Below are 20347 nucleotides of genomic sequence, written 5' to 3' on the forward strand. Positions count from 1 at the left end.
CGGGTGAAGCGTCGAATGGCAATGTTGCGCCCGTATGTGCGCGAGTTTAAGAATTCATTTCGGAGTGCGGCGCACTAGCTGAACTGCGTTTGCGGCCGCGCCAACCTGGTGCCATCGACGATGATGTCGAGTTTCTCATTGTAGAACGCGATGAGACCGGCGATCTGGCCGACCGCCGGAAGCGGATAGTGGTAGGTCCAGGCCAGGTCCTCATGCAGCACGTCACCCACGCGCACCGACCAATAACCCGACGTGGTTCCCTTGTACGGACACAACGTCTGTGTCGCGCTGGCTTCCAGGTGCTCAAAGGAGATATCCGTCGGATCGATGTAATACCTTGTCGGCAAACCAGTTTCGAACAGCAAGACGGGAGTTCTGGTGTCGGCCAACATGATTCCGTCAAGCTCGACTTGGACATGGCGGTGCGAGCGCACAGCGTCGACACGCGAATACGGGTTGCGCGGGTGGCCGTAGATCGGCTCGTCTTCTTCGAACCAGCGCAACGGATTCCATTCGAACCGCACGGTACCGGCCAGCGGGCCGTCAGCGTCGGCGTCGAACACCCGCGCGGCCGACTCGTGTGTCTGGCCGGCACCGACCAGCGAGTACAGCCGCGACGGGCCGAATTGCACCTTCTGAGCGTGGTTTTCGTCGCGCAGGAACTCGGAACGGACATCGTCCAGCGGGATGTAGTACTGGGGGTAGTAGGGAACTTCCCACACGTACCGGGCGGCGGTGGTGTCGAACACCAGCGCATCGCCGAGATAGCCGCGGACCCGTCGCGGTGCGGGTTCGATCCTGCCCCGCGCCGCGGCCATCTGCGGGTAGTCAGGTTCGCCGGTCATCGCTGACCTACTGGTTCTTGGAGGCCAGTCCGGCCGGCGCGTGACCGATCGCCTTCCGGATGGCGTCGGCCAGCGCCAGGGCGCTCTCCTCGGTCAATTCCAGAGCGACGCGGGCCGACGGGCCGAGCTGCGGGTTGATCACGTCGATGTTGACCGTGTGGCCGTAGGGCGCGTGGACGGGATGGTCGACATACACCGTCGCGCGGTTGGCGCCGAACCATCCGGTTGCCCCCTTGCCGCTGCCGTCGATCTCGACATGTTCGGTGAGATAGGTGCACATGACCGATACCTAGCCTTTCAGATAGGTGGCGAAGAACTCGTCGATGCGCTGCCAGCCGTCCACCGCGGCCTCCGGCCGGTACGCCGGCCGGTCGACCGAGAAGAACGAATGGCCCGCGCCCTCGTAGGAATGGAACTCGTGCGGCTTGTTCAGCTTGTTCAGCTCGGCGTCCAGGCTGCAAGCCGCCGGCGGGGCCGGAAAACGATCGTCGAGCCCGAACAGACCCAGCAGCGGACAGCTCAGGTTCGACGCCAGGTCCAGGATCGGCTTCATGGCCTTGGGCATGCCCTCGGGCGGGTCCTCGACGATGAAGGCGCCGTAGCAGTCCACGGCCGCATCCAACGGCAACGAGCAGGCCGCCAGGAAGGCGTGCCGGCCGCCCGAGCAGTGCCCGATGACACCGAACTTGCCGTTGGCGCCGGCCAACGAGCGCAGCTGCTCCATCGCACCCGCGACGTCACCGACCAGTCGTTCATCGGGCACCCCGCCCGCGGCCCGCGCCGCGGCGGCCGCGTCATCGGGCGCGGCACCCGGAGCTTCGCGCGAGTAGAGGTTGGGCGCCACGGCGTTGAATCCGCTGACGGCGAGTCGGCGGACGAATTCCTTGGTTTCCCGGTCGTATCCGGGCATGTGGTGGATCCACACGACGCCGCCGCGCGATCCCTGGGCGAGCGGCACCGCTTGATAGGCCTCGATCTCGTCGCCGCCGTGGCCGATGATGGTGATGGTCTCTGCGCGTATGGCGTCCGCGCTGGGTTCGTTCATCACGACTCCTTTTCTCCGCTCTGTGGGCACTTCCGTGGAGGCCACAACCGAATGCGGAGCACTGCGGCAGGTCCGGGTCGCTCCGCCGAAAACCAACGTAGCCGAACGAGGTTCAGTGCCGCTTGTCGCGCACCTTGTACGTCGAGGGCCACGACTTCCGAGACTCGTCTCCAGTCAACGGAGTGCCCATCCCGCCGACTTTGACGGCGTAGGCCTCCTTGCCCGGTCCGACCTCGCGATTGGCGTGCTCCTGGGCCAGGAAGTAGAGCTCATCGATGGTGGCTTCGTCGTAGGCGACGAACGAGGTTTCCCGTGCGACGTCGTCGATCCCGACCAGCATCCGGTCGGGCAGCAGTCGCGAGGCCACCGCCGCCAGCCCTAGCAGCCCGAAGGGGATGATCCAGTAGCACAGGAACGACAGCGGGGTCTTGGTGTCCAGCATCAGGGCGTCGGTCGCGCCAGCGGGGTGTTGCACGATCGACGGGATGGCCGACGACACCGTCATCGCGGCGAACGTCGCGACCCACACCCAGCTGAGGATCTTGACGGTCCGGCCGAACAGCTCGGTTTTGATGACGTCGGCAGCTTGTTCGGCTGCGGCGAACTCGGCCACGAAGGGCTTGCCGATCAACACCCCGATCAGCGTCACCAGGAAGATCCCGGCGTTGCTCAACGGCAGTATCCACCGCTGAAGGACCGACTCACTGAGCGTGAAGGCCAGCACGGCGAGGACCAAAAGCACTGCGACGGAAGCAAAGTCGAAGAACTGCCACTTCCTGCCCAGCACGCCGCCCACGCCCAGGCTGGCGGCGGCGATCGCCAGCGCGACCAGCACGGCCGCGGCGAAGGGAACGTTACCGACGAGTACCCAATACACAATCCACGGCGCGAGGCCGAACAGCATGCCCATGCTGGGTCAGTGTATGAGTGGCGATGTGCCGTACCGTCGGCGGCTGGCCCAAAGTGTTGGTCCGCGCCGGCGGCGGGCTGCCAGGGCATCGGCATTGGAGTGCAGGCTTGGCCGAAACAATTCACCGGACTGATCCGTCAGACCCGCTTCGACCTTGTCCGGGAAGCCGTCCCCGGTAGAGGTTGCAGCCCGGCCCGTGCGTATCAAGGCCCGCGACCTGGAATACCCGTCCCGCGTCGGGCTGGTGCGCCAACGCCTGCGCGTCGAGCTGTTCGCGGCCGGTGGTGACAAACAGCGTGCCACGGTCCACTCCGCCAAAAGCACACGATGTTGCCTGGGCAACCGGAAGTTCAACGGCGCCAACAAGTTCTCCCTCGGGTGAGTAGTGGTGCACCGCCCAGCCGCCGTACACCGCAACCCAGATATCGCCTCGATCGTCGACCGTGAGGCCGTCGGGCGCGGCGCCGGGCTGCTCGAACGCCACCAGCGTGCGCCGATTCCCTGGCTCACCGGTGCCGAGGTCGACCTCGAACTCATACAAGCAGCCGGTGCCGCTGTCGTTGAGATACATCACGGCGCCCTCTGGGCTCCAGCCGATCCCGTTCGGGATCGTCAAGTCCGTCAGCACGGTGCTGATGCTTCCGTCCAACTCAAGCCGGTACAGCGCTCCGGCGCCCGGTGACTTGTCGTAGGCCATCGTCCCCACCCAGAACCGGCCGCGCTCGTCGCAGGCCCCGTCGTTGAACCGCACGCCGTTCGGCGCATCGGTCAGCGACGTCAGCTCTGTGACGGTGCCGTTGTCATCGACGAACAAAAACGCCCGGGCGGCGGCTGCTAGATACCCGCCCCCAGCGGCTGGGGCCACCACACCGACATCGCGGTCCAGCTCGACCGTCTCGATCCGGTCGGGTTGCCCGTCGCGCATCAGAGTGGCCCGATGAATCCGGCGGCCGAGAATGTCGACCCACAAAAGCTCTTCGCGTTGCTCATGCCAGCGTGCCCCCTCGCTGAGCAACCCCGGCTCGGGCGACCAGACGCTGGTGTTCGTGTCGCTCATGCGCATAGGTCGACTACGACCTTGACGTCGTCATGACCCCGGGTGAGCGCTTCGGTCCACCGCTCCAGCGGCACCCGGCGCGAGATCATCGCCGACAGCCACGTCGGGTCGGCCGCCGCCAGCGCTTCTACGGCCTGTTCCCAGTGACGCCGCCCCGCATTGACGGACCCGAACAACACGACGTTATGCAGCACCATCGCACGGTTCATGACGGTGCTGTCGACATCGGGGACCGGGTCGACGTTCATGATTCCGGTCAGGCACATGATCCCGCCGTTGACCAGCCGACGGCCGGCCGCCCGCCCCACCGCACCGAGCCCCGTGCACTCGATAACCACCTCTGCGTCCACGTCAATCTCGGCCGCGTCACCAGCGTGGTAATGCGCGCCCAGCCCTTCGACCAGGTCACGCTTTACCCCTGCGGTGGCCAGGTCCACCACGTGCATCTCGTAGCCACGCTGCACACCCAAAAGACACGCCAATAGACCGATCGGACCCGCGCCGCACACCAGACCTCGGCCGCCCAAAAAGAACGCCCGATCCGAGATCCGCTCGATCTGGTCCCACGCTTTGGCCAGCACCGAGGCCGGCTCCAGAAGCACGCCGAGGTCTCCCAGCTTGCGCGGCAGCGAGACCGCGAATTCCGGCTCCAGCCGCCAGCGCTCGCTGCCGTAGCCGTGGCCGCGCACGATCCCGCGCTCGATAAATCGATCGTTGCGGCACATATCCCATTGCCCCGCCGCGCAGGCTGGGCACGGAACCGGGTCAGGCCGGCGGACAATCCCGACGACCAGATCACCGCGCTCGAACCCCGATCCTGCCGGTGCCTCGAGCACCTCACCCAGCCCCTCGTGGCCCAACACCAACCGCGGTTCCTCCGGCGGCGGCTCTCCATAGAGTCCCTCGGCGATCTCGCGGTCTGTACCGCACACCCCGACCAGCCGCCCCGACACCAACAGCTCACCCCGGGCAGCCTGCGGCTCATCCAATGTCTCCACGCCGGCCGTCCCCTTGCGTCCTGGCACAACGGTCATTGCACGCATGACCGCCACCTCTCCGCCCCGCGTCGGGGCACTCCGTACGCCCACACATTGATCGACGCTCCCGGCCACAGCAAAACGAAACCGGCGAGAATCACCGCCGGAATCAGTACGGAGTCGTCGATGTCGGCAGGCATTGCACCACGGCCTGAACGGCCGGTATTCATGCAGACAGTTTTTCACGGACGGTGCCCGTCCGGGTCGTCTCCGGCAAAAACGTGAACCCCACGATTTGTGCTCCGTTATCAAGATTCCGAACTTCCCGCGGCGTTAAAGTTCATCGGTGAGCCAATCGGATTCTGAATCGGCTCAATCCGGCGCCGGGGCTGTGGTCGATACCGAAGAGGAGCGGCCCGCTGAGACGCGCAAACCGGACGCCCGCACGGAAGGACCACGTCCTGCGGCGGTCGAACGACCGTGGTGGCTGCGCCGCTACACGTTCATCGGCACCGCGGCAGGTCTGGTTTTTCTGTGGTTGTCGATGACTCCGTCCCTGCTGCCGCGAGGTCCGCTTTTCCAGGGCTTGGTCAGCGGCGTGTCCGGGGCCATCGGCTATGGCCTAGGCGTGTTCTCGGTGTGGCTGGTGCGGTACATGCGCTCGAAGGACACCAGCCCGCCGGCGCCCCGGATCGCATGGATCGTGCTCCTCGGCGTGGGCGTCGTGGGCACTGTGCTGATGATCGTCTGGTTTCATGTCTGGCAAGACGCCGTGCGCGATCTGGTCGGAGTTCCTCATCTGAAATGGCACGACTATCCGATGGCCGCGCTGCTGGCGGTCGTGGTGTTGTTCGCGCTGGTCGAGATCGGCCAGGCGATCCGCCGGTTGATCCTCTTTCTGGTCGGGCGTCTGAATCGTGTTGTGCCCCCCAGAGTTTCAGCAGTGGTCGCGGTGCTGGTGGTGGTCGCCGTCATTGTCGGCATCCTCAATGGTGTGGTGCTGCGGTTGACGATGCGCACACTGAACAACACGTTTGAGACGGTCAACAATGAGGACAGTCCCACCACCCCGCCGCCGCCGACGATGCTGCGCTCGGGCGGCCCCGGCTCGCTGGTCTCTTGGGCATCTTTAGGGCATCAAGGGCGCATCTTCGTCGATGGCGGTCCGACCGCTCAACAGCTTTCATCGTTCAACGGCGCACCGGCCCTCGAACCGATCCGTGCCTACGCCGGTTTGGAGTCAGCCAATAGCATCGTGGCCGCGGCGGAGTTGGCCGCTCGAGAACTGGAACGTACCGGCGGGCTTGCGCGCAAAGTCGTCGCGGTTGCGACGACGACCGGGACGGGCTGGATCAACGAGGCCGAGGCGGACGCGATTGAGTACATGTTCAACGGTGACACCGCAATCGTGAGCATGCAGTACTCGTTTCTACCGAGTTGGCTGTCGTTTTTGGTGGACAAGGAAAACGCACGCCACGCCGGGCAGGCGCTCTTTGAGGCGGTGTCGGCGCGGGTCCGCGCCTTGCCGGAGGGGACGCGGCCAAAGCTTGTCGTTTTTGGGGAAAGCTTGGGATCCTTTGGCGGGGAGGCGCCTTTTTTGTCGGCCAACAACATCGTCGCGCGCACCGACGGGGCGCTGTTCAGTGGCCCGACCTTCAACAACACCATGTGGAAGGAAGTGACGCGAAGTCGCGACCCGGGCTCGCCAGAATGGCTACCGATCTACCAGCAGGGCGCCAATGTCCGCTTTTCGGCCCGCTCCGCAGACCTGGCGCGTCCCGAAACCCCTTGGGGCACACCACGGATCGTCTACCTTCAGCACCCATCTGACCCGATCGCCTGGTGGAACACCGCGCTGTTGTTCCGCAAGCCAGATTGGTTGCGCGAGAAGCGCGGCTATGACGTGCTGCCCAGCGTGCAGTGGATCCCGTTCGTGACTTTCCTGCAATTATCGGCCGACATGGCCGTTGCGGTCGACGTTCCCGACGGGCACGGACACCGCTACGTCAAAGACGTCGCCAACGCCTGGGCGGCGATCCTGCAACCCCCGGCATGGAGCACCGACAAGACCGACCGGCTCCGTCAGCTGCTACACGCTAACGACTGATAGCTCGCCACCGTGGTCACCTACCGATCTGCTTTGACCCTTGCCGGCACCCAGTCGGGAGGTTCGACATGACGGTGACCGCTGCAGCGGAGCGAGCACGAGTCGACGGCTTCGGGCCGCTGGATCTGGGCTTGCGACAGGCCAGCGACTGGTATCTGTGGGGGCCCTATCTGAGCGAAAGGCAATGGGGCACAGTCCGCGAGGACTACAGCGCTGACGGCGGTGCGTGGACCTACCTGCCGCATGATCACGCACGATCGCGCACCTACCGATGGGGCGAGGACGGGCTGGCCGGCTTCTGCGACATCGAGCAGCGGGTATGCCTGGCGCTGGCATTGTGGAACGGGCGCGACCCCATCCTCAAGGAACGTGCCTTCGGGTTGACCGGGTCAGAGGGCAATCACGGCGAGGACGTCAAGGAGTACTGGTGGTATCTCGACGCGTTGCCCAGCCACGCGTGGAACACCTGGCGGTATCACTATCCGCATAAGGCATTTCCCTATCAGCAGCTGCTGGATGAGAACCGACGGCGTGGCAAGTTCGATTTCGAGTATGAGCTGCTCGACACCGGAGTCTTCGACGACGACCGCTACTGGATCGTCGACGTGTCATACGCCAAGGCTGACCCTACCGACGTATTGATGACGATCAACGTGACCAACGCGGGGCCGGAACCCGAACTGCTACATGTGCTTCCCACCGTCTGGTATCGCAACACCTGGTCTTGGGATGTCGGCGCCGCCGCGCCGGCGCTGGCCGCCACCGCCGCCGGCACGGTGGCTATAGAGCACTCCTTCCTTGGGGAACTCGAGCTACTGCCCGGGCCGGCCCCTCAGGGCCCCGGCCCGGAGCTGCTGTTCTGCGAAAACGAGACGAATTCTGCTCGGCTGTACGGAGTTACGGATGCTCCGCGGTGGCCAAAAGACGGCATCAACGACCACGTGGTGTCCGGGGCGGATACCGTCAACCCACAGCGGCGAGGCACCAAATGCGCGGCGTGGTATCGGCTCACTGTGGATCCCGGCGCAACCGCCGAGGTACGGCTGCGGCTGCGTCGGGCCGGCACGGGTCCGGACTCGGCCACGGCCTTGGGAGCGGACTTCACCCGGGTGGTGGGCCAGCGGCGCGCCGAGGCGGACGAGTTCTATGCCGATCTAACGCCGCCCGCGGCGTCGGCCGATGAAGCCGCGGTGATGCGTCAGGCGTTCGCTGGGATGCTGTGGAGCAAGCAGTTCTATTACTACGAGGTGGCCCGCTGGCTCGACGGTGATCCGACCCAACCACCGCCCCCGGCGCAACGGAGGTCTGGCCGCAACGCCCGCTGGCGCAACTTCGAGGCTTTCGACGTGATGTCGATGCCCGACACCTGGGAGTACCCCTGGTTTGCCGCGTGGGACATGGCATTTCACTGCGTCGCGCTGGTGCACGTCGACCCGGCTTTCGCGAAGTACCAACTGTTGCTGCTGTGCCGCGAATGGTTTCAACACCCCAATGGGGCGCTACCGGCTTATGAATGGGACTTCTCCGATGTCAACCCGCCGGTGCAGGCCTGGGCGGCGCTGGAGGTGTTCGGTATCGACGGAGGTCGCGACTTCGACTTCCTCACAAGGATTTTCGACAAGCTGTTGGTGAACTTCACCTGGTGGGTCAATCGAGAGGACGCCGACGGCTCCAACTTGTTCGAGGGCGGATTCATGGGGCTGGACAACATCGGCCCGCTGGACCGATCCGACCTCCCCGTCCGCGGTGTCCTCAAGCAGTCCGATGCCACCGGGTGGATGGCGGGGTACGCGCTGTCGATGGCCACGATCGCGGCGATCTTGCACGGATCGGGGCAGCGCAACGCGCTCGATTTAGTGCAGAAGTTCCTTGAACACTTCGCCGGTATCGCCGAGGCAATGGAGACAATGGGCACCTGGGACGAACGCGACGGCATGTTCTATGACCGCCTCGTGCTGCCCGATGGCGAAGCGGTCCCGGTCCGGGTGCGCTCGGCGGTCGCCATGATTCCGCTGCTTGCGGTCGCGGTGGTCAACGAGCAGGCCATTGACGAATCGTTGGTGACAGCAAAGGGATTCGCCCGCTACCTGCGACGCCATCGGCTGGGCGGCATCGAGGACATGGTCGCCGCGGGGGTCCTCCGCGGCACACCGGGTGAGCGGCGGCTGCTAGTGGGGGTCACCGGCCTCGAGCGGGTCCGTCGACTCTGGCAAACCATATTCGACCCCGCGGAGTTCCTCTCACCGCACGGGCTGCGTTCCTTATCGGCCTATCACCGGAACCATCCGTACGTTTTGGACGTCGAGGGCGTGCGCGCCGGCGTCGACTACGAGCCCGCCGAGTCGACCACCGCAATGTTCGGGGGCAACTCCAACTGGAGGGGCCCGGTGTGGTTCCCGCTCAATTACCTCGCCGGCACGGCAATGGAGCGCTACCACGAATTCTTCGGCGCCGAGCTGACGGTCGAATACCCGACCGGTTCGGGCAACCGCGTCACCCTCGACGCCGTCGCCTCCGACCTCTGGGAACGCCTGGTGTCGATATTTCTTGTCGGCAGCGACGCATCCCGGCCATGCTTCGGCGGGGCGGGCCCGTTCCAGACCGACCCCCGATGGAAGAACAACTTGCTCTTCTTCGAGTACTTCCACGGCGATAACGGCGCAGGCCTGGGCGCATCCCATCAAACCGGGTGGACCGGGCTGGTTGCCGACGTGATCCGCCGCCGTCACCGCGCCTATCCCGCGGTATCACAGGTCATCCAGCGCCTCGTGGAGGGTGAGGAGACTTGATGAGCACGAAAATCTTGCCTGGTCGCGCCGACCCGCTGGGCGCTACGCCCAGCGCAGACGGTACGAACTTCGCGGTCGCCTCGGGTGGTGATGAGCTCACCCTGTGCCTGTTCGACGCCGACGGCGCCGAGACCCGATTGGTGCTCCCGGAGCGCGACGGCGGCACCTGGCACGGTTTCGTGCCAGGCGTGGGGCCCGGGCAGCCCTATGGTTTCCGGGTCAGCGGACCCTACGATCCGTCACGCGGCCTGCGCTACAACCCGGCCAAGTTGCTGCTCGATCCGCATGCCCGAGCGTTCGACGGTGACGTGCGATTTGGCCAGGAGGTGCTTGGGCATGCCAGCGATAACCCCGGTGCTCCCAGCCCGCTGGATTCTGCCGGTTGTGTGCCCCGCAGCCTGGTAGTAGCCACGCCGCTACCGGCGGTGCCCGGGCCGGGGTACGCGCTGGCGGACACGATCATCTACGAGCTACATGTACGCGGGTTCACCGCGGCCCATCCCGGCGTGCCGGCCGAATTGCGCGGCACCTACGCGGGATTGGCACATGAGGCGGCGCTTGAGCACCTGATCGGCTTGGGCGTGACAGCGGTCGAGCTGCTGCCCGTGCACTACAGCGTGCCCGAGCGATTCCTCACCGAGCGGGGACTGACCAACTACTGGGGCTACAACACGATCGGGTTCTTCGCCCCGCACGCCCGCTACTCCGCGGCGGTGCGGGCCGGTCGGCCCGGCGGCCAAGTTGAAGAGTTCCGCGCGATGGTCGACGCCCTGCACGCCGCCGGACTCGAGGTGTTGCTCGACGTGGTGTTCAACCACACCGCCGAAGGAGGCGCCGACGGCCCCACGCTGTGTTACCGCGGATTGGACAACAGTGCCTACTACCGGCTCGACGCGGCCGATCCGAGCCAATACATCGACACCACGGGGTGTGGCAATTCGGTCAATACGGGCCATCCGGTGGCGCTGCGCATGATCACGGACTCGCTGCGTTACTGGGTCACCGAGATGGGGGTCGACGGTTTCCGCTTCGACCTGGCGCCCACCCTCGGCCGCCAAGAGGGCGGCTTCGATCCCTTCTCGGCGTTTTTCGATATCGTCGGCCAGGATCCGGTTATCTCGCGCGTGAAGCTGATCGCCGAACCGTGGGATGTCGGCCAGTTCGACAGCTACGACGTGGGCCGGTTCCCGGCGCAGTGGAGCGAATGGAACGGACGCTTTCGCGACACCGTCCGCGACTGGTGGCGCAGCCACGACGGGCTAGTTGGGGACTTCGCATCCCGCATCTGCGGCTCGGCCGACATCTACGGCGACCGCGCTGAAGGGCGGCGCCCTAGCGCATCGATCAACTTCATCACGGTCCATGACGGGTTCACGCTGGCCGACCTCGTGTCATACAACGGAAAGCACAACGAGGCCAACGGCGAAGACAACCGTGACGGCACCGACGACAACCGGTCCTGGAACTGCGGCGTTGAGGGCCCGACCAGCGACGCCGACGTGCTGGCGCTGCGGGCCCGACAGACCCGGGCGATGCTGTTCACGCTGCTGCTGTCGGCCGGCGTGCCGATGCTGCTCGGCGGCGACGAGCTGGGCCGCACCCAGCGAGGCAACAACAACGCCTACTGCCAGGACAATGACATCACCTGGTTTGACTGGTCGGCGGTTGACCAGGACTTGTTTTGCTTCACAAGAGATCTCATCGCGCTACGCCGTCGGCACCCGGTGTTCCGCAGGCGCCGCTTCCTGATCGGCCCCGCCGCCGCGGACCTACGCTGGTTGACCCCGGCCGGCGCCGAGATGACAGACCAGGACTGGTCAGATCCGCTCGCCCGCAGCCTGGCGTTCTTCATCAACGGCGCAACGGATCCCGACGTCAGCGCCGACGGCTCACCACTTGTCGACGATGACTTCCTGATTTTCGTCAATGCCTGGTGGGAGCCCTTGACATTCACTGTGCCGCTCGCGCTTGCGGCACATGGCTGGCAAATCGTATGTGACACTTTCGATCCCGGCCGAAGCGGCGCGCCAGGCCCACAGCTGCAGGTGGGGCCCCGCTCGACGGTTATCCTCCGCAGTTCACAACCGCGGTTGTGAGGCGGCGGCCAGAGGCCGGTCCGCGGGTCCAGCCTTCAGCCGGTGGCGGACCAGGAACGCGCTGACGACATCCGCGATGCCGATGGCGATCAGCCAGCAGCCGGTGACCAGGGCCAGGATCGCGATGGAATCGAACGGATAGATGATCAATACCCCGCCGCCGATAATGGTGATCAGACCGGAGAGCACCTGCCAGCCGCGTCCGGGCAGATGGTCGAAGGATAGCGCCGCAGCAAGCAGGGTCACCCCGCGAAACACCCAGCCAATGCCGATCCACAGGGCCAAAAGCAGGATCGACTCGAGTCTGTCGCGGAAGCAGAAGAACCCCAGCACCAGCGACACGGCGCCGGTGAGGAACGCCAACACTCTCATGGCGGCGCCGGCGTGGGTGCCGAAAGCGGCGAACATGTAGCCGATCCCGGACGCAACCAAGTAGATGCCGAACAGGACACCCGCCACGAGCAATGTCTTGCCCGGCCAGGCCAGCACGATGACACCGAGCGCTACGGCCACGATGCCGATGAGGAGAAGCAACTGCCACGTGTTACGCGCCAGCTGGTGCAGTGGACCTTCAAAAACGGTCTTTTCGCTGGTTGTCATAGATAAACGATAGTTCCAAGCCGACCCGTAGGGACCGTTTCGTACCAGGTTTAAACCCTTAAGACGCTCGGCGCCAACGGCCTGATCTGCGTCTGAATAAGTGATCAGGCCACCCCTTCTCTCTGGGGATCGGCTGATCCATGCAGGAACGCCCGGCCTTGGGTGCAAGGTGGATCGTCGCGGTGAACAAGCGGGTCATGGCGTCGGCGATGGGTTGTTTCGACAAGAGCGACATACCCGGTCCTTTTACCTTCGTCGCGCGCGTCGCTCGACGTCGACCACTGCCGCGGTGAACGCGTCCGGCGCTTCTTGCGGAACGTTGTGGCCGATGCCATCGAGGACGCGGTGCTCGTAGGGGCCGGTGTAGAGCGAGCGGTAGGGGTGACCGTCCTTGGCCGCACCGTCGAAGTCGCTGCCGATCGTGATCGCCGGGACGGTGATCGGGGGTTTCGCCGCGAGGCGTTGTTCGTCGGCGTCGAAACGGGATTCGCCGGGCGCCAGGCTCAACCGCCATCGGTAGTTGTGCACGACAATATCGACGTGATCGGGGTTGTCGAAGGCCGGTGCGGACAGGTCGTAGGTGCGGTCGTCGAACTTCCACAGGGGTGAGGCGTTTTTCCAGATGAGTCGGTTGAACTCCTTGGTGTTCTCGCGATACCCGAGTTCGCCACGCGGAGTGGCGAAGTAGTACTGGTACCACCAGCCCTCTTCGGCATGTGGCGGCAACGGTTTTCGATTGGCCGCGAGGTTCACGACGATGTAGCCGCTGACGGCGACCAGGCCCGCGCAGCGTTGCGGCCACAGCGCGGCGACGACATTGGCCGCGCGTCCACCCCAGTCGTAGCCGGCCAAAATCGCCTGCGGTATGTCGAGCGCATCCATCAGCGCGATGACGTCGTGCCCGATTGCGGCCTGCTGGCCGTTGCGGAACGTGTCCGTGGACAGGAACCGGGTGCTGCCGAACCCCCGCAGGTACGGGACGATGGCGCGGAATCCGCGTTCGCCGAGCAGCGCGGCGACGTCGGCGTAACTATGGATGTCGTAGGGCCAGCCGTGCAACAGGATGACCGGTTGACCGCCGGCGGGGCCGGCCTCGGAGTAGCCGACGCTGAGTTCTCCCGCGTTGATCTGCTTGACCGGGTTCATGGTGTGCGCCGGAGCCCGCGGCGGTCCACTGTTCCCCTGCGGCGACGAGCTACACGCAGCCAAGGTCGCGGCGCCGGCCGCCACCGCCCCGAAGCGACCCAGGTCTCGACGGCTGAAGGTCACCGCGAGGCCGATCCGAGAGGATCCAGTTGGGCGGAGGTGACGTCGTCGGCGGCGGTGGACACGCTGAGTGGTTGCCACTTCTCGTCGTTCGCGAGCAGGTCACGCCCAGCGGCGGTGGCGTAGCGGTAGGCATCCGGACCGACGAGCAGTCGGGTGGGCGGTTCAGCCATGTCGATCACCTCGAGCAGCAGGTCGGCCACCTTGGCGGGGTCGCTGGCCCCGAGCACATTCGAGTTGCTCAGGCTGGCAGCGGCGCCGACGGAGGCTGCGTACTCCTCGCGCACCGGGTCGATCCGCATCGACGACCCGGCCCAGTCGGTGCGCATACCGCCCGGCTCCAGGACGGTCACCTTGATCCCCAGCGGGGCGACTTCACCGGCGAGCACCCCGGAGAATCCGGTGACAGCCCACTTCGCCGACTGGTAGGCGCCCAGGCCGGGTCGGACCACTCGGCCACCGACAGAGGAGATGTTGACGATGTGGCCGCTGCGCTGGCCGCGCATGACTGGTAGAGCCGCCCGGGTCAGGCGCACGACGCCGAAGAAGTTGGTTTCGATCTGAGCGCGGAAATCGTCGATGTCGACGTCCTCGATCGCGCCCGTGTTCGCATAGCCCGCGTTGTTGACGAGGACATCGAGGCGGCCGAAGCGCTCGACGGCGGTGGCGACTGCACGGTGGACCTGCTTGTCGTCGGTCACGTCGAGCCCGACGACGACGAGCCGCTCCGGTTCGCGCGCCGCCACCCCGTCGAGGGCGGCGGTTGATCGGGCACCGGCGACCACGCGGTGTCCGGCAGCCAGGGCGGCCTCGACGATAGCGCGACCCAGGCCGCGCGAGGCACCTGATACCAAAACCACTTTCGACATTGCAGTTCTTCCTCTCGGATAAGTCTACAAGCGTATACATTACTGTATCTACAGCCGTAGACTTTGGTGGAATTATTCCCTACCGTGAGCTATGCCTTCCGACCAGCCTCGCCCGCGTAACGCCACTGCTACCCGCGACGCCATCTTGCAGTCGGCGATCCGGCACTTCACGCGTGCTGGTTACGACGGCGCGGGCGTGCGCGAAATCGCCGCGGACGCCGGGGTCACCGCGATGCTCGTGAACAGGTACTTCGGCTCGAAAGAACAGTTGTTCGCCGAAGCGGTCGAAACGTCTTTCGCCACACCAATTTTCATTGCCGAGGGGTCCGATGACCTCGCGCACGACATAGCCGCCGCGCTGGCCGCTCACAGCGCTCCGGGCGTCGAGACGGTCGCGCCCTTCCTCATCATGTTGCGGTCCGTGTCCAACCCGGCGGCGGTGCGGATCGTGCGGGCGGGACTCGCCCGCCATGCCGGGCGACGACTGTCACTCCAACTGCATGAACCGGGACGTCAGCTCCGCAGCGACGTCGCACTGGCAGTGATGAGCGGTGTGCTCCTGTTGCGCCAGGTGATCGGCACGCGAGCGCTGAGCCGAAGTAGCACCGATCAACTCACGGCGCTCTTGGATGGAGTGTTCGCGGCGATCATCGACACGCCGCTCGACGCGCCCGTGCAATCTCGACAGTGAGGTTGTGCATTATCAGCCATCGACTTCCGCACGGTGGCCTGACGCCTGCCGCTGCAGTCGAGGACGGCCACGAAGAGGGTACCTGCAAACATCGGTGCCCCCAGTCGGACTCGAACCGACACTTGACGGATTTTAAGTCCGCTGCCTCTGCCAATTGGGCTATGGGGGCCCGTCGCGAATTTAGCCGACGGCGGGCCGGCTACCCGGTGGGGTCGGTGTTCAGCGCCATCGCCAGAAAGTCCAGCCGCCACAGCCCTTGGAACAGCTTGTGCGCGAAATCTTGCAGCAAGGATCTGTGCTTGTCGGCGACGTCACCGGTCTGTGCGACGGATTCGATGATCTCGGCGATGCTGCGCCGGCCGTCGACATGCTCGACGAAGGCCAGCTGGGCCGGGTTGAGCTTCTGCTTCCCACCCGGCCAATGGATCTCGTCACCGGACAGCACACATGCCGTGCGCAACAGCGGAACGTAATCGAGGCAAGCCGGCGAAGCGAAATCGATCGTGTACTCCTCCTTGCGACGTTCCGGGCGGCAGGCCAAAAAGAAATGGGTGGCGTTCGCGGGCTGGAGGCGCTCCATCACCGACCACAGTTCGGCGTCGGGCAGTTGGTTCAACGCCGATTGGAATCCGCTCGCCGGCGTGAGCATCTCGTGCGCGTAATACGGCAACTTGTTAAACCAGCCCTGGAACACGAGGCCGGCCGCAGCGACCAGGTCCAGGCACTCCGCAACGGTGTAGCTGCGCGCGCGACTGTGCAGGAAGGTGTCGACCAGAGCACCGTCGGAGACCAGATCGCGCGCCGCTTTCAGGTAGCTGCGCACCGGATGATCGGCCGGCAGCATCGCGATCGCCTCCTTGACCAGCTGGACCGACGCCTCGTCCTGCGACAGCTTGAGGTCGCGAAAGACCGATTCGAGCATTTCGACGCCGACCCGGCCGTACTTGGCGTAGAGCATCACCGCCAGCACCCCGTCGCTGCGCAGGCACTCGCCGAGCGCGGTCAACCCCGCCAGCGGATCCGCCATGTGGTGCAGCACCCCGCTGGACACGATGAGGTCGAAGTCGCGCCCGAGCGTGGACACCTCTTCGATCGGCAGCAGATGCAGCTCCAGATTTTCCAGCTCGTGCTTGTCTTTCAGCTGCCCCTGGTGATCCAGTGCATTCTGGCTGACGTCGATGCCCACCACTTTGGCGCCGCGGTTCTTGAAGGCGAACAGGGCGGCCTGAAAGGTGCCGCAACCAGCGATCAGAATGTCGAGGTCCGGTTTGTAGTCCCGGTCCGGCCACAACACTCGATGGGCAAAAAACGGATCGAACCAATCCCAGTGGGTTTCGCTCCACGCCGCCAGGTCGGCCACCGGGGGCGGGTATTCCCATCGATCGTATTGGCGGGAGACACCGTCACCGCGCGGATCCTCGGTCACTTCGGCGATGGCTCCTTCGCGACGGGCGGCATCTGGGCGGCATTGCGGTCGCGACTAACTTACAAGTCTGCGCCGATATCCGGGTGCCCGGAAACCGCTGGTTAGGTCGTCGAGACAGATTTGCCGGGCACAATTAGGATTCGGTTTCTGCACGCAGGCATGCGCACGGAGGAGTCGACGAGTGAAAAACGTGGCACGGTTGGCCGGCCCGCTCGCAGTCGTGGTCGCCGGTCTCGTCGGCGTCGTTACCGCGCCGATTTCGAGTGCCGACCCGGCTGACGACCAGTATCTGCACACCCTCCAGCAACATGGCATCAGCTGGCCAAGCGGTTCTGATCAGACGATGATCAACGTCGGCCACGCGGTTTGCCAGGATTGGGCGGGCGGCGACACACTGGCCCAAACCGTCGGCGACGTGCAGAAGACGCTCGGGCTCAGCAATAACGGCAGCGGCACCATCATCGGTGCCGCGACGGCCGCCTACTGCCCCGAATTCCGGAGCAAGATTCCCTAACCCTCACCTCTGGATGGTGTTTGCGGTTCGGTGTCCGGACGGGGTCGAAGTGGGCTCCACGACGCCGTGCCAGCAATGTACGTGACAACACATCCGGTCTGACGGTCGGGATGCCGAAGCATGGCGCTGCCGCCGGCTCGAAATTAGCCAGATGTCTAAGATGCGGCCCGAACCGGGCTCGATTAGTATCCGCGCGCCGCGCGCATTTCCTTCTACCGGTGCCTAGGTTCAGATGACGTCACGGTGTCGCCTGACAGGGGCTTGTTAAAACTACGGCCCTCGGCGTTAAAAAGCCGTAAACGGCAGTCACGTGTGCCTTTTCGGCGGGAACGTGGAGTCCGCGGGTAGTTAGCCTTTCCCCTACGCACAGGGGCCGTGACGTGAACAGACAGGCCGACCCACCGCAGGGGGCCGGCCAGTTTCGAACACTAGGAGCAATGGATGTCTTTTCTGACAACGCAAACCGAAGAGATGTTAGCCGCGGAGCAACTGCTTAGCGGGATCAACGCCAACCTGGCGGCGCAGAACGCGGGCGCCGCATCGGCAACCACCGTGATCGCTCCAGCGGCGGCCGACCCGGTGTCGGCGCAGCAGGCCGCCCTCTTCTCCGCATACGGCACCAATTACCAGACCGTCGCCGCCCAGGCCCAGACGTTGCTGGAGCAGTACGCGAGCACCCTGGGCGTCAGCTCCAACGCCTACGGCGACACCGAGGCCGTCAACGCGAGTCAGGCCGTGCTGTCGGCCGTCTCCCCCGCGGCGGCGGACGCCAGTTCTTCAGGCACTCCCCTCGACTGGCTCTCATACCTGCTGGGTAGCACCGGCAACAACACCAACCCGGCGATGCTCGGCGGGATCTTCGGCCTGTCGAGTAACGGTGCCAACATCCTGAACATCGGTGGCGGCAACTGGGCCTCGGCCTCGTCCAACCTGATCGGACTCGCCGGTGGTGGTCTGCTCGACACATCTGGTGACGCCGCGGGCGCCGGATTGGCCGCGGACATCGCCGCCTCGCCCAGCGTTGGCGCTACCGGCGCTACCGGCGCTACCGGCGTTGCGGCCGGCGGCACGGTCGGCATGGGCGCGATGCCGGTGGCCTCGCTGGGCTCGGCGACCATGGTCAACAACCTGGCGGTGCCGCCGAGCTGGGCCGGCGCATCCGCCCCGGTCGCCACGCCCGTCAGCGCGATCCAAACGGCCGGCTGGACCGCAGCCGCGCCGCAGGCCGGCGCCGGCTCGGTTGTCCCCGGCATGCCAGGAATGGCCACGGCCGCGCGCAGCAGCGCCGGCTTCGGTGCGCCGCGCTATGGCGTGAAGCCGATCGTCATGCCGAAACCGACGGCCGTCTAAGCAGCGGTCATGGTCAGACGTCGAATTCGAACAGACAAATAAGGAGCGGGATAACAATGGTTCTAAGTTTTGCGGCGATACCCCCGGAGATCACCTCCTCGCTCATCTACTCCGGTGCGGGCTCCGCGCCCCTGATGGCCGCCGCGACGGCCTATGCCAACCTGGCCGCCGAGGTGAGCACCACGGCCACCCAGTGGGAGTCGATCATCTCGTTGCTGACCAGCGAACAGTGGACGGGCGGCGGCTCGACGGCGGCGGCCGCGGCGGCCCAGCCCATCGTCACCTACCTGACCGAGACGGCGTCGACGCTCGAGCAGGCGAGTGCCCAGGCCACGGCGTCGGCGGCGGCCTTCGAGACGGTGTTCGCCGCGGTGGTGCCACCACAGGTCGTCATTGCAAACAGGACCTTGCAAGCGTCGCTACTGCCGTTGGCAATCATTCCGACTGTTGCCGCGGAGATCGCTGCGCTGGATGCGCAGTATGCCGAATTCTGGGCTCAGGACGCCGCGGCCATGGCCGCGTACCAGGCCGCTTCGATGGCGGCCGGGACGCTGACCCCCGTGACGCCATTGACCTCGACCACGAACCCGGCGGCCGCCGCGACCGTCGACAACGCCGCGCTTGCCGGCGACACGGCCAATGGCACAGTCCAGGCCCTGGCTTCGCCACTCTCGGACGCGTTCACTCTGCCTGACGCCAACAGCAACTTGCTGGACTCGATCGACAACTTCCTCGGCACGCCGTCCGTCTTCAACGCCATCAATGGCGCAGTCAACACCGCGGCCTGGTTCACCATGATCACCATTCCGACCGCGGTATCGCTGGGCCACACCCTGGGCGCCGTGCCGGCCATCGCCGTCGGTGACGTGGCGCCCGACGGCGTTGCGGGCATCACCGAAGGCACCATGGTGGGCACGGTAACGCCGGTAGGCGGCCTGGGCGGCGTCAGCGGCGTGGGTACGGCGGCATCGGCCGCCGTCGGACAGGCGTCGACGGTCGGTCGCCTCTCGGTGCCGGCCACCTGGTCGGCAGCCGCGCCGGCGACGCAATTGGCTTCGGCCGCCGCCCCACTCGAGGGCTCCGGCTGGACCGTCGCCTCCGAAGCCGCCGAACCCGTCACCGCGATGCCCGGCATGCCCGGAATGGCGGCGGCGGCAAAGGGTGCCGGCGCCTACGGGTCCGGTCCGCGGTATGGCATCAAACCGATCGTCATGCCCAAGCAGGTTGTCGTCTGACATGGGACTACTGATAGGGGAAATAAGGGGGTACGTGTCACCCGTTTGAGGCGAGCAATTAACCGACAGGCCGTAGCCTATTCACAACGCGGCCACCACTGCATCAATTACAACTGTTAAGACTTCCGCGAACTCAAGCTTCAAGATAGGAGAGAGTCGACATGGCAACACGTTTTATGACCGACCCGCACGAAATGCGGGCGATGGCGGGCCGCTTCGAGGTTCACGCCCAGACCGTTGAGGACGAGGCTCGCAAGATGTGGGCGTCGTCGATGAACATCGCCGGCTCGGGCTGGAGCGGTCAGGCCCAGGCCACCTCGTACGACACCATGGGTCAGGTCAACCAGGCCTTCCGCAACATCGTCAACATGCTCCACGGAGTGCGCGACGGACTGATTCGCGACGCGAACAACTACGAGCAGCAAGAGCAGGCCTCGCAGCAGATCCTCAGCAGCTAAATGCTGCTGCCCAACACTTTTAAGGAGCTAAGCAAATGAGCATTAACTACCAGTTCGGCGATGTAGACGCCCACGGTGCCTTGATCCGCGCCCAGGCCGCATCCTTGGAGGC

General features: G+C 65.4%; 18 protein-coding genes, 1 tRNA gene and 1 pseudogene. 9 read left to right on the forward strand and 11 right to left on the reverse strand.

What is annotated here, in order from left to right:
- Positions 1–74: 74 nt before the first annotated feature.
- From A5625_RS19455 to A5625_RS19480, 6 genes are all read right to left on the reverse strand, one after another.
- Positions 75–845 (reverse strand): DUF427 domain-containing protein, encoded by a 771-nt coding sequence (locus A5625_RS19455; RefSeq protein WP_066997574.1) that lies wholly within the window; start codon positions 843–845, stop codon positions 75–77.
- Positions 846–852: 7 nt separating this feature from the next.
- Positions 853–1125 carry a DUF6295 family protein gene (locus A5625_RS19460; RefSeq protein ID WP_066997577.1) on the reverse strand — a complete coding sequence of 91 codons (273 nt, stop codon included), beginning with the start codon at positions 1123–1125 and terminating at the stop codon, positions 853–855.
- Between the two features lie 9 nt (positions 1126–1134).
- The gene (locus tag A5625_RS19465) at positions 1135–1890 is read right to left on the reverse strand and encodes a dienelactone hydrolase family protein (RefSeq protein WP_066997580.1); all 756 of its coding nucleotides are present in this window, start codon (positions 1888–1890) and stop codon (positions 1135–1137) included.
- A gap of 112 nt (positions 1891–2002) precedes the next feature.
- Positions 2003–2800: a hypothetical protein gene (locus A5625_RS19470; RefSeq protein WP_066997583.1), complete on the reverse strand. Its 798-nt coding sequence runs from the start codon at positions 2798–2800 to the stop codon at positions 2003–2005.
- Positions 2801–2921: 121 nt separating this feature from the next.
- Positions 2922–3857: an SMP-30/gluconolactonase/LRE family protein gene (locus A5625_RS19475; protein WP_066997630.1), complete on the reverse strand. Its 936-nt coding sequence runs from the start codon at positions 3855–3857 to the stop codon at positions 2922–2924.
- A complete protein-coding gene (locus A5625_RS19480; protein WP_066997633.1) occupies positions 3854–4900 on the reverse strand; it encodes a glucose 1-dehydrogenase in 1047 nt (348 codons plus the stop codon). Before A5625_RS19480 ends, A5625_RS19475 begins: the two co-directional genes overlap by 4 nt.
- Before the next feature lie 325 nt (positions 4901–5225).
- On the opposite strand from A5625_RS19480, the gene A5625_RS19485 reads away from it, so the two are divergent.
- From A5625_RS19485 to glgX, 3 genes are all read left to right on the forward strand, one after another.
- Positions 5226–6941: an alpha/beta-hydrolase family protein gene (locus tag A5625_RS19485; RefSeq protein WP_232003761.1), complete on the forward strand. Its 1716-nt coding sequence runs from the start codon at positions 5226–5228 to the stop codon at positions 6939–6941.
- 68 nt (positions 6942–7009) lie between these two features.
- On the forward strand, positions 7010–9730 hold the full coding sequence (locus A5625_RS19490) for a glucosidase (protein WP_066997589.1): 2721 nt from the start codon (positions 7010–7012) through the stop codon (positions 9728–9730).
- Positions 9730–11826: a glycogen debranching protein GlgX gene (gene glgX, locus A5625_RS19495; protein WP_066997592.1), complete on the forward strand. Its 2097-nt coding sequence runs from the start codon at positions 9730–9732 to the stop codon at positions 11824–11826. The genes A5625_RS19490 and glgX overlap by 1 nt, the downstream gene beginning before the upstream one ends.
- Here glgX and A5625_RS19500 read toward each other — a convergent pair.
- The 3 genes from A5625_RS19500 to A5625_RS19510 form a co-directional block, all read right to left on the reverse strand.
- Positions 11809–12426, reverse strand: coding sequence for an HdeD family acid-resistance protein (locus A5625_RS19500; RefSeq protein ID WP_066997594.1), 618 nt, complete (start codon positions 12424–12426; stop codon positions 11809–11811). The two genes, glgX and A5625_RS19500, sit on opposite strands and share 18 nt — an antisense overlap.
- 246 nt (positions 12427–12672) lie before the next feature.
- Positions 12673–13695, reverse strand: a complete 1023-nt coding sequence (locus A5625_RS19505) for an alpha/beta fold hydrolase (RefSeq protein ID WP_066997597.1) — start codon at positions 13693–13695, stop codon at positions 12673–12675.
- Entirely contained in the window at positions 13692–14561 is an 870-nt protein-coding gene (locus A5625_RS19510) for an SDR family NAD(P)-dependent oxidoreductase (protein ID WP_066997600.1), read from the reverse strand. Before A5625_RS19510 ends, A5625_RS19505 begins: the two co-directional genes overlap by 4 nt.
- 91 nt (positions 14562–14652) lie before the next feature.
- On the opposite strand from A5625_RS19510, the gene A5625_RS19515 reads away from it, so the two are divergent.
- The gene (locus A5625_RS19515) at positions 14653–15252 is read left to right on the forward strand and encodes a TetR/AcrR family transcriptional regulator (RefSeq protein ID WP_066997603.1); all 600 of its coding nucleotides are present in this window, start codon (positions 14653–14655) and stop codon (positions 15250–15252) included.
- Positions 15253–15347: 95 nt separating this feature from the next.
- Here the strand turns inward: A5625_RS19515 and A5625_RS19520 are convergent.
- Both A5625_RS19520 and A5625_RS19525 read right to left on the reverse strand, forming a co-directional pair.
- Positions 15348–15421: transfer RNA gene (locus A5625_RS19520), tRNA-Leu, on the reverse strand.
- Between the two features lie 30 nt (positions 15422–15451).
- Positions 15452–16678: a methyltransferase gene (locus A5625_RS19525; RefSeq protein WP_066997607.1), complete on the reverse strand. Its 1227-nt coding sequence runs from the start codon at positions 16676–16678 to the stop codon at positions 15452–15454.
- Between the two features lie 181 nt (positions 16679–16859).
- Here A5625_RS19525 and A5625_RS19530 point away from each other — a divergent pair, with 181 nt between their 5' ends.
- The 5 genes and pseudogenes from A5625_RS19530 to A5625_RS29235 all read left to right on the forward strand — a co-directional run.
- The gene (locus tag A5625_RS19530; RefSeq protein WP_066997610.1) at positions 16860–17192 is read left to right on the forward strand and encodes a DUF732 domain-containing protein; all 333 of its coding nucleotides are present in this window, start codon (positions 16860–16862) and stop codon (positions 17190–17192) included.
- Positions 17193–17633: 441 nt separating this feature from the next.
- Positions 17634–18542, forward strand: a complete 909-nt coding sequence (locus A5625_RS19535) for a PE domain-containing protein (protein WP_066997612.1) — start codon at positions 17634–17636, stop codon at positions 18540–18542.
- A gap of 56 nt (positions 18543–18598) precedes the next feature.
- Complete coding sequence (locus A5625_RS19540; protein ID WP_066997615.1) at positions 18599–19777, forward strand: PPE domain-containing protein; 1179 nt, start codon at positions 18599–18601, stop codon at positions 19775–19777.
- Positions 19778–19938: 161 nt separating this feature from the next.
- Entirely contained in the window at positions 19939–20235 is a 297-nt protein-coding gene (locus A5625_RS19545; protein ID WP_007168951.1) for a WXG100 family type VII secretion target, read from the forward strand.
- A 35-nt stretch (positions 20236–20270) separates the two neighbouring features.
- Positions 20271–20347, forward strand: a pseudogene (locus A5625_RS29235) (type VII secretion protein EsxI); the annotation flags it as partial.

It is taken from the genome of Mycobacterium sp. 1465703.0 (assembly GCF_001672975.1).
Lineage (GTDB): Bacteria > Actinomycetota > Actinomycetes > Mycobacteriales > Mycobacteriaceae > Mycobacterium.

Coding starts and splice junctions, on each gene's coding strand:
- A5625_RS19545 (WP_007168951.1), top strand. CDS start 19,939: ATGGCAACACGTTTTATGACCGACCCGCACGAAATGCGGGCGATGGCG.
- A5625_RS19460 (WP_066997577.1), bottom strand. CDS start 1,125: ATGTGCACCTATCTCACCGAACATGTCGAGATCGACGGCAGCGGCAAG.
- A5625_RS19475 (WP_066997630.1), bottom strand. CDS start 3,857: ATGAGCGACACGAACACCAGCGTCTGGTCGCCCGAGCCGGGGTTGCTC.
- A5625_RS19465 (WP_066997580.1), bottom strand. CDS start 1,890: ATGAACGAACCCAGCGCGGACGCCATACGCGCAGAGACCATCACCATC.
- glgX (WP_066997592.1), top strand. CDS start 9,730: ATGAGCACGAAAATCTTGCCTGGTCGCGCCGACCCGCTGGGCGCTACG.
- A5625_RS19500 (WP_066997594.1), bottom strand. CDS start 12,426: ATGACAACCAGCGAAAAGACCGTTTTTGAAGGTCCACTGCACCAGCTG.
- A5625_RS19490 (WP_066997589.1), top strand. CDS start 7,010: ATGACGGTGACCGCTGCAGCGGAGCGAGCACGAGTCGACGGCTTCGGG.
- A5625_RS19535 (WP_066997612.1), top strand. CDS start 17,634: ATGTCTTTTCTGACAACGCAAACCGAAGAGATGTTAGCCGCGGAGCAA.
- A5625_RS19480 (WP_066997633.1), bottom strand. CDS start 4,900: ATGCGTGCAATGACCGTTGTGCCAGGACGCAAGGGGACGGCCGGCGTG.
- A5625_RS19515 (WP_066997603.1), top strand. CDS start 14,653: ATGCCTTCCGACCAGCCTCGCCCGCGTAACGCCACTGCTACCCGCGAC.
- A5625_RS19455 (WP_066997574.1), bottom strand. CDS start 845: ATGACCGGCGAACCTGACTACCCGCAGATGGCCGCGGCGCGGGGCAGG.
- A5625_RS19470 (WP_066997583.1), bottom strand. CDS start 2,800: ATGGGCATGCTGTTCGGCCTCGCGCCGTGGATTGTGTATTGGGTACTC.
- A5625_RS19540 (WP_066997615.1), top strand. CDS start 18,599: ATGGTTCTAAGTTTTGCGGCGATACCCCCGGAGATCACCTCCTCGCTC.
- A5625_RS19510 (WP_066997600.1), bottom strand. CDS start 14,561: ATGTCGAAAGTGGTTTTGGTATCAGGTGCCTCGCGCGGCCTGGGTCGC.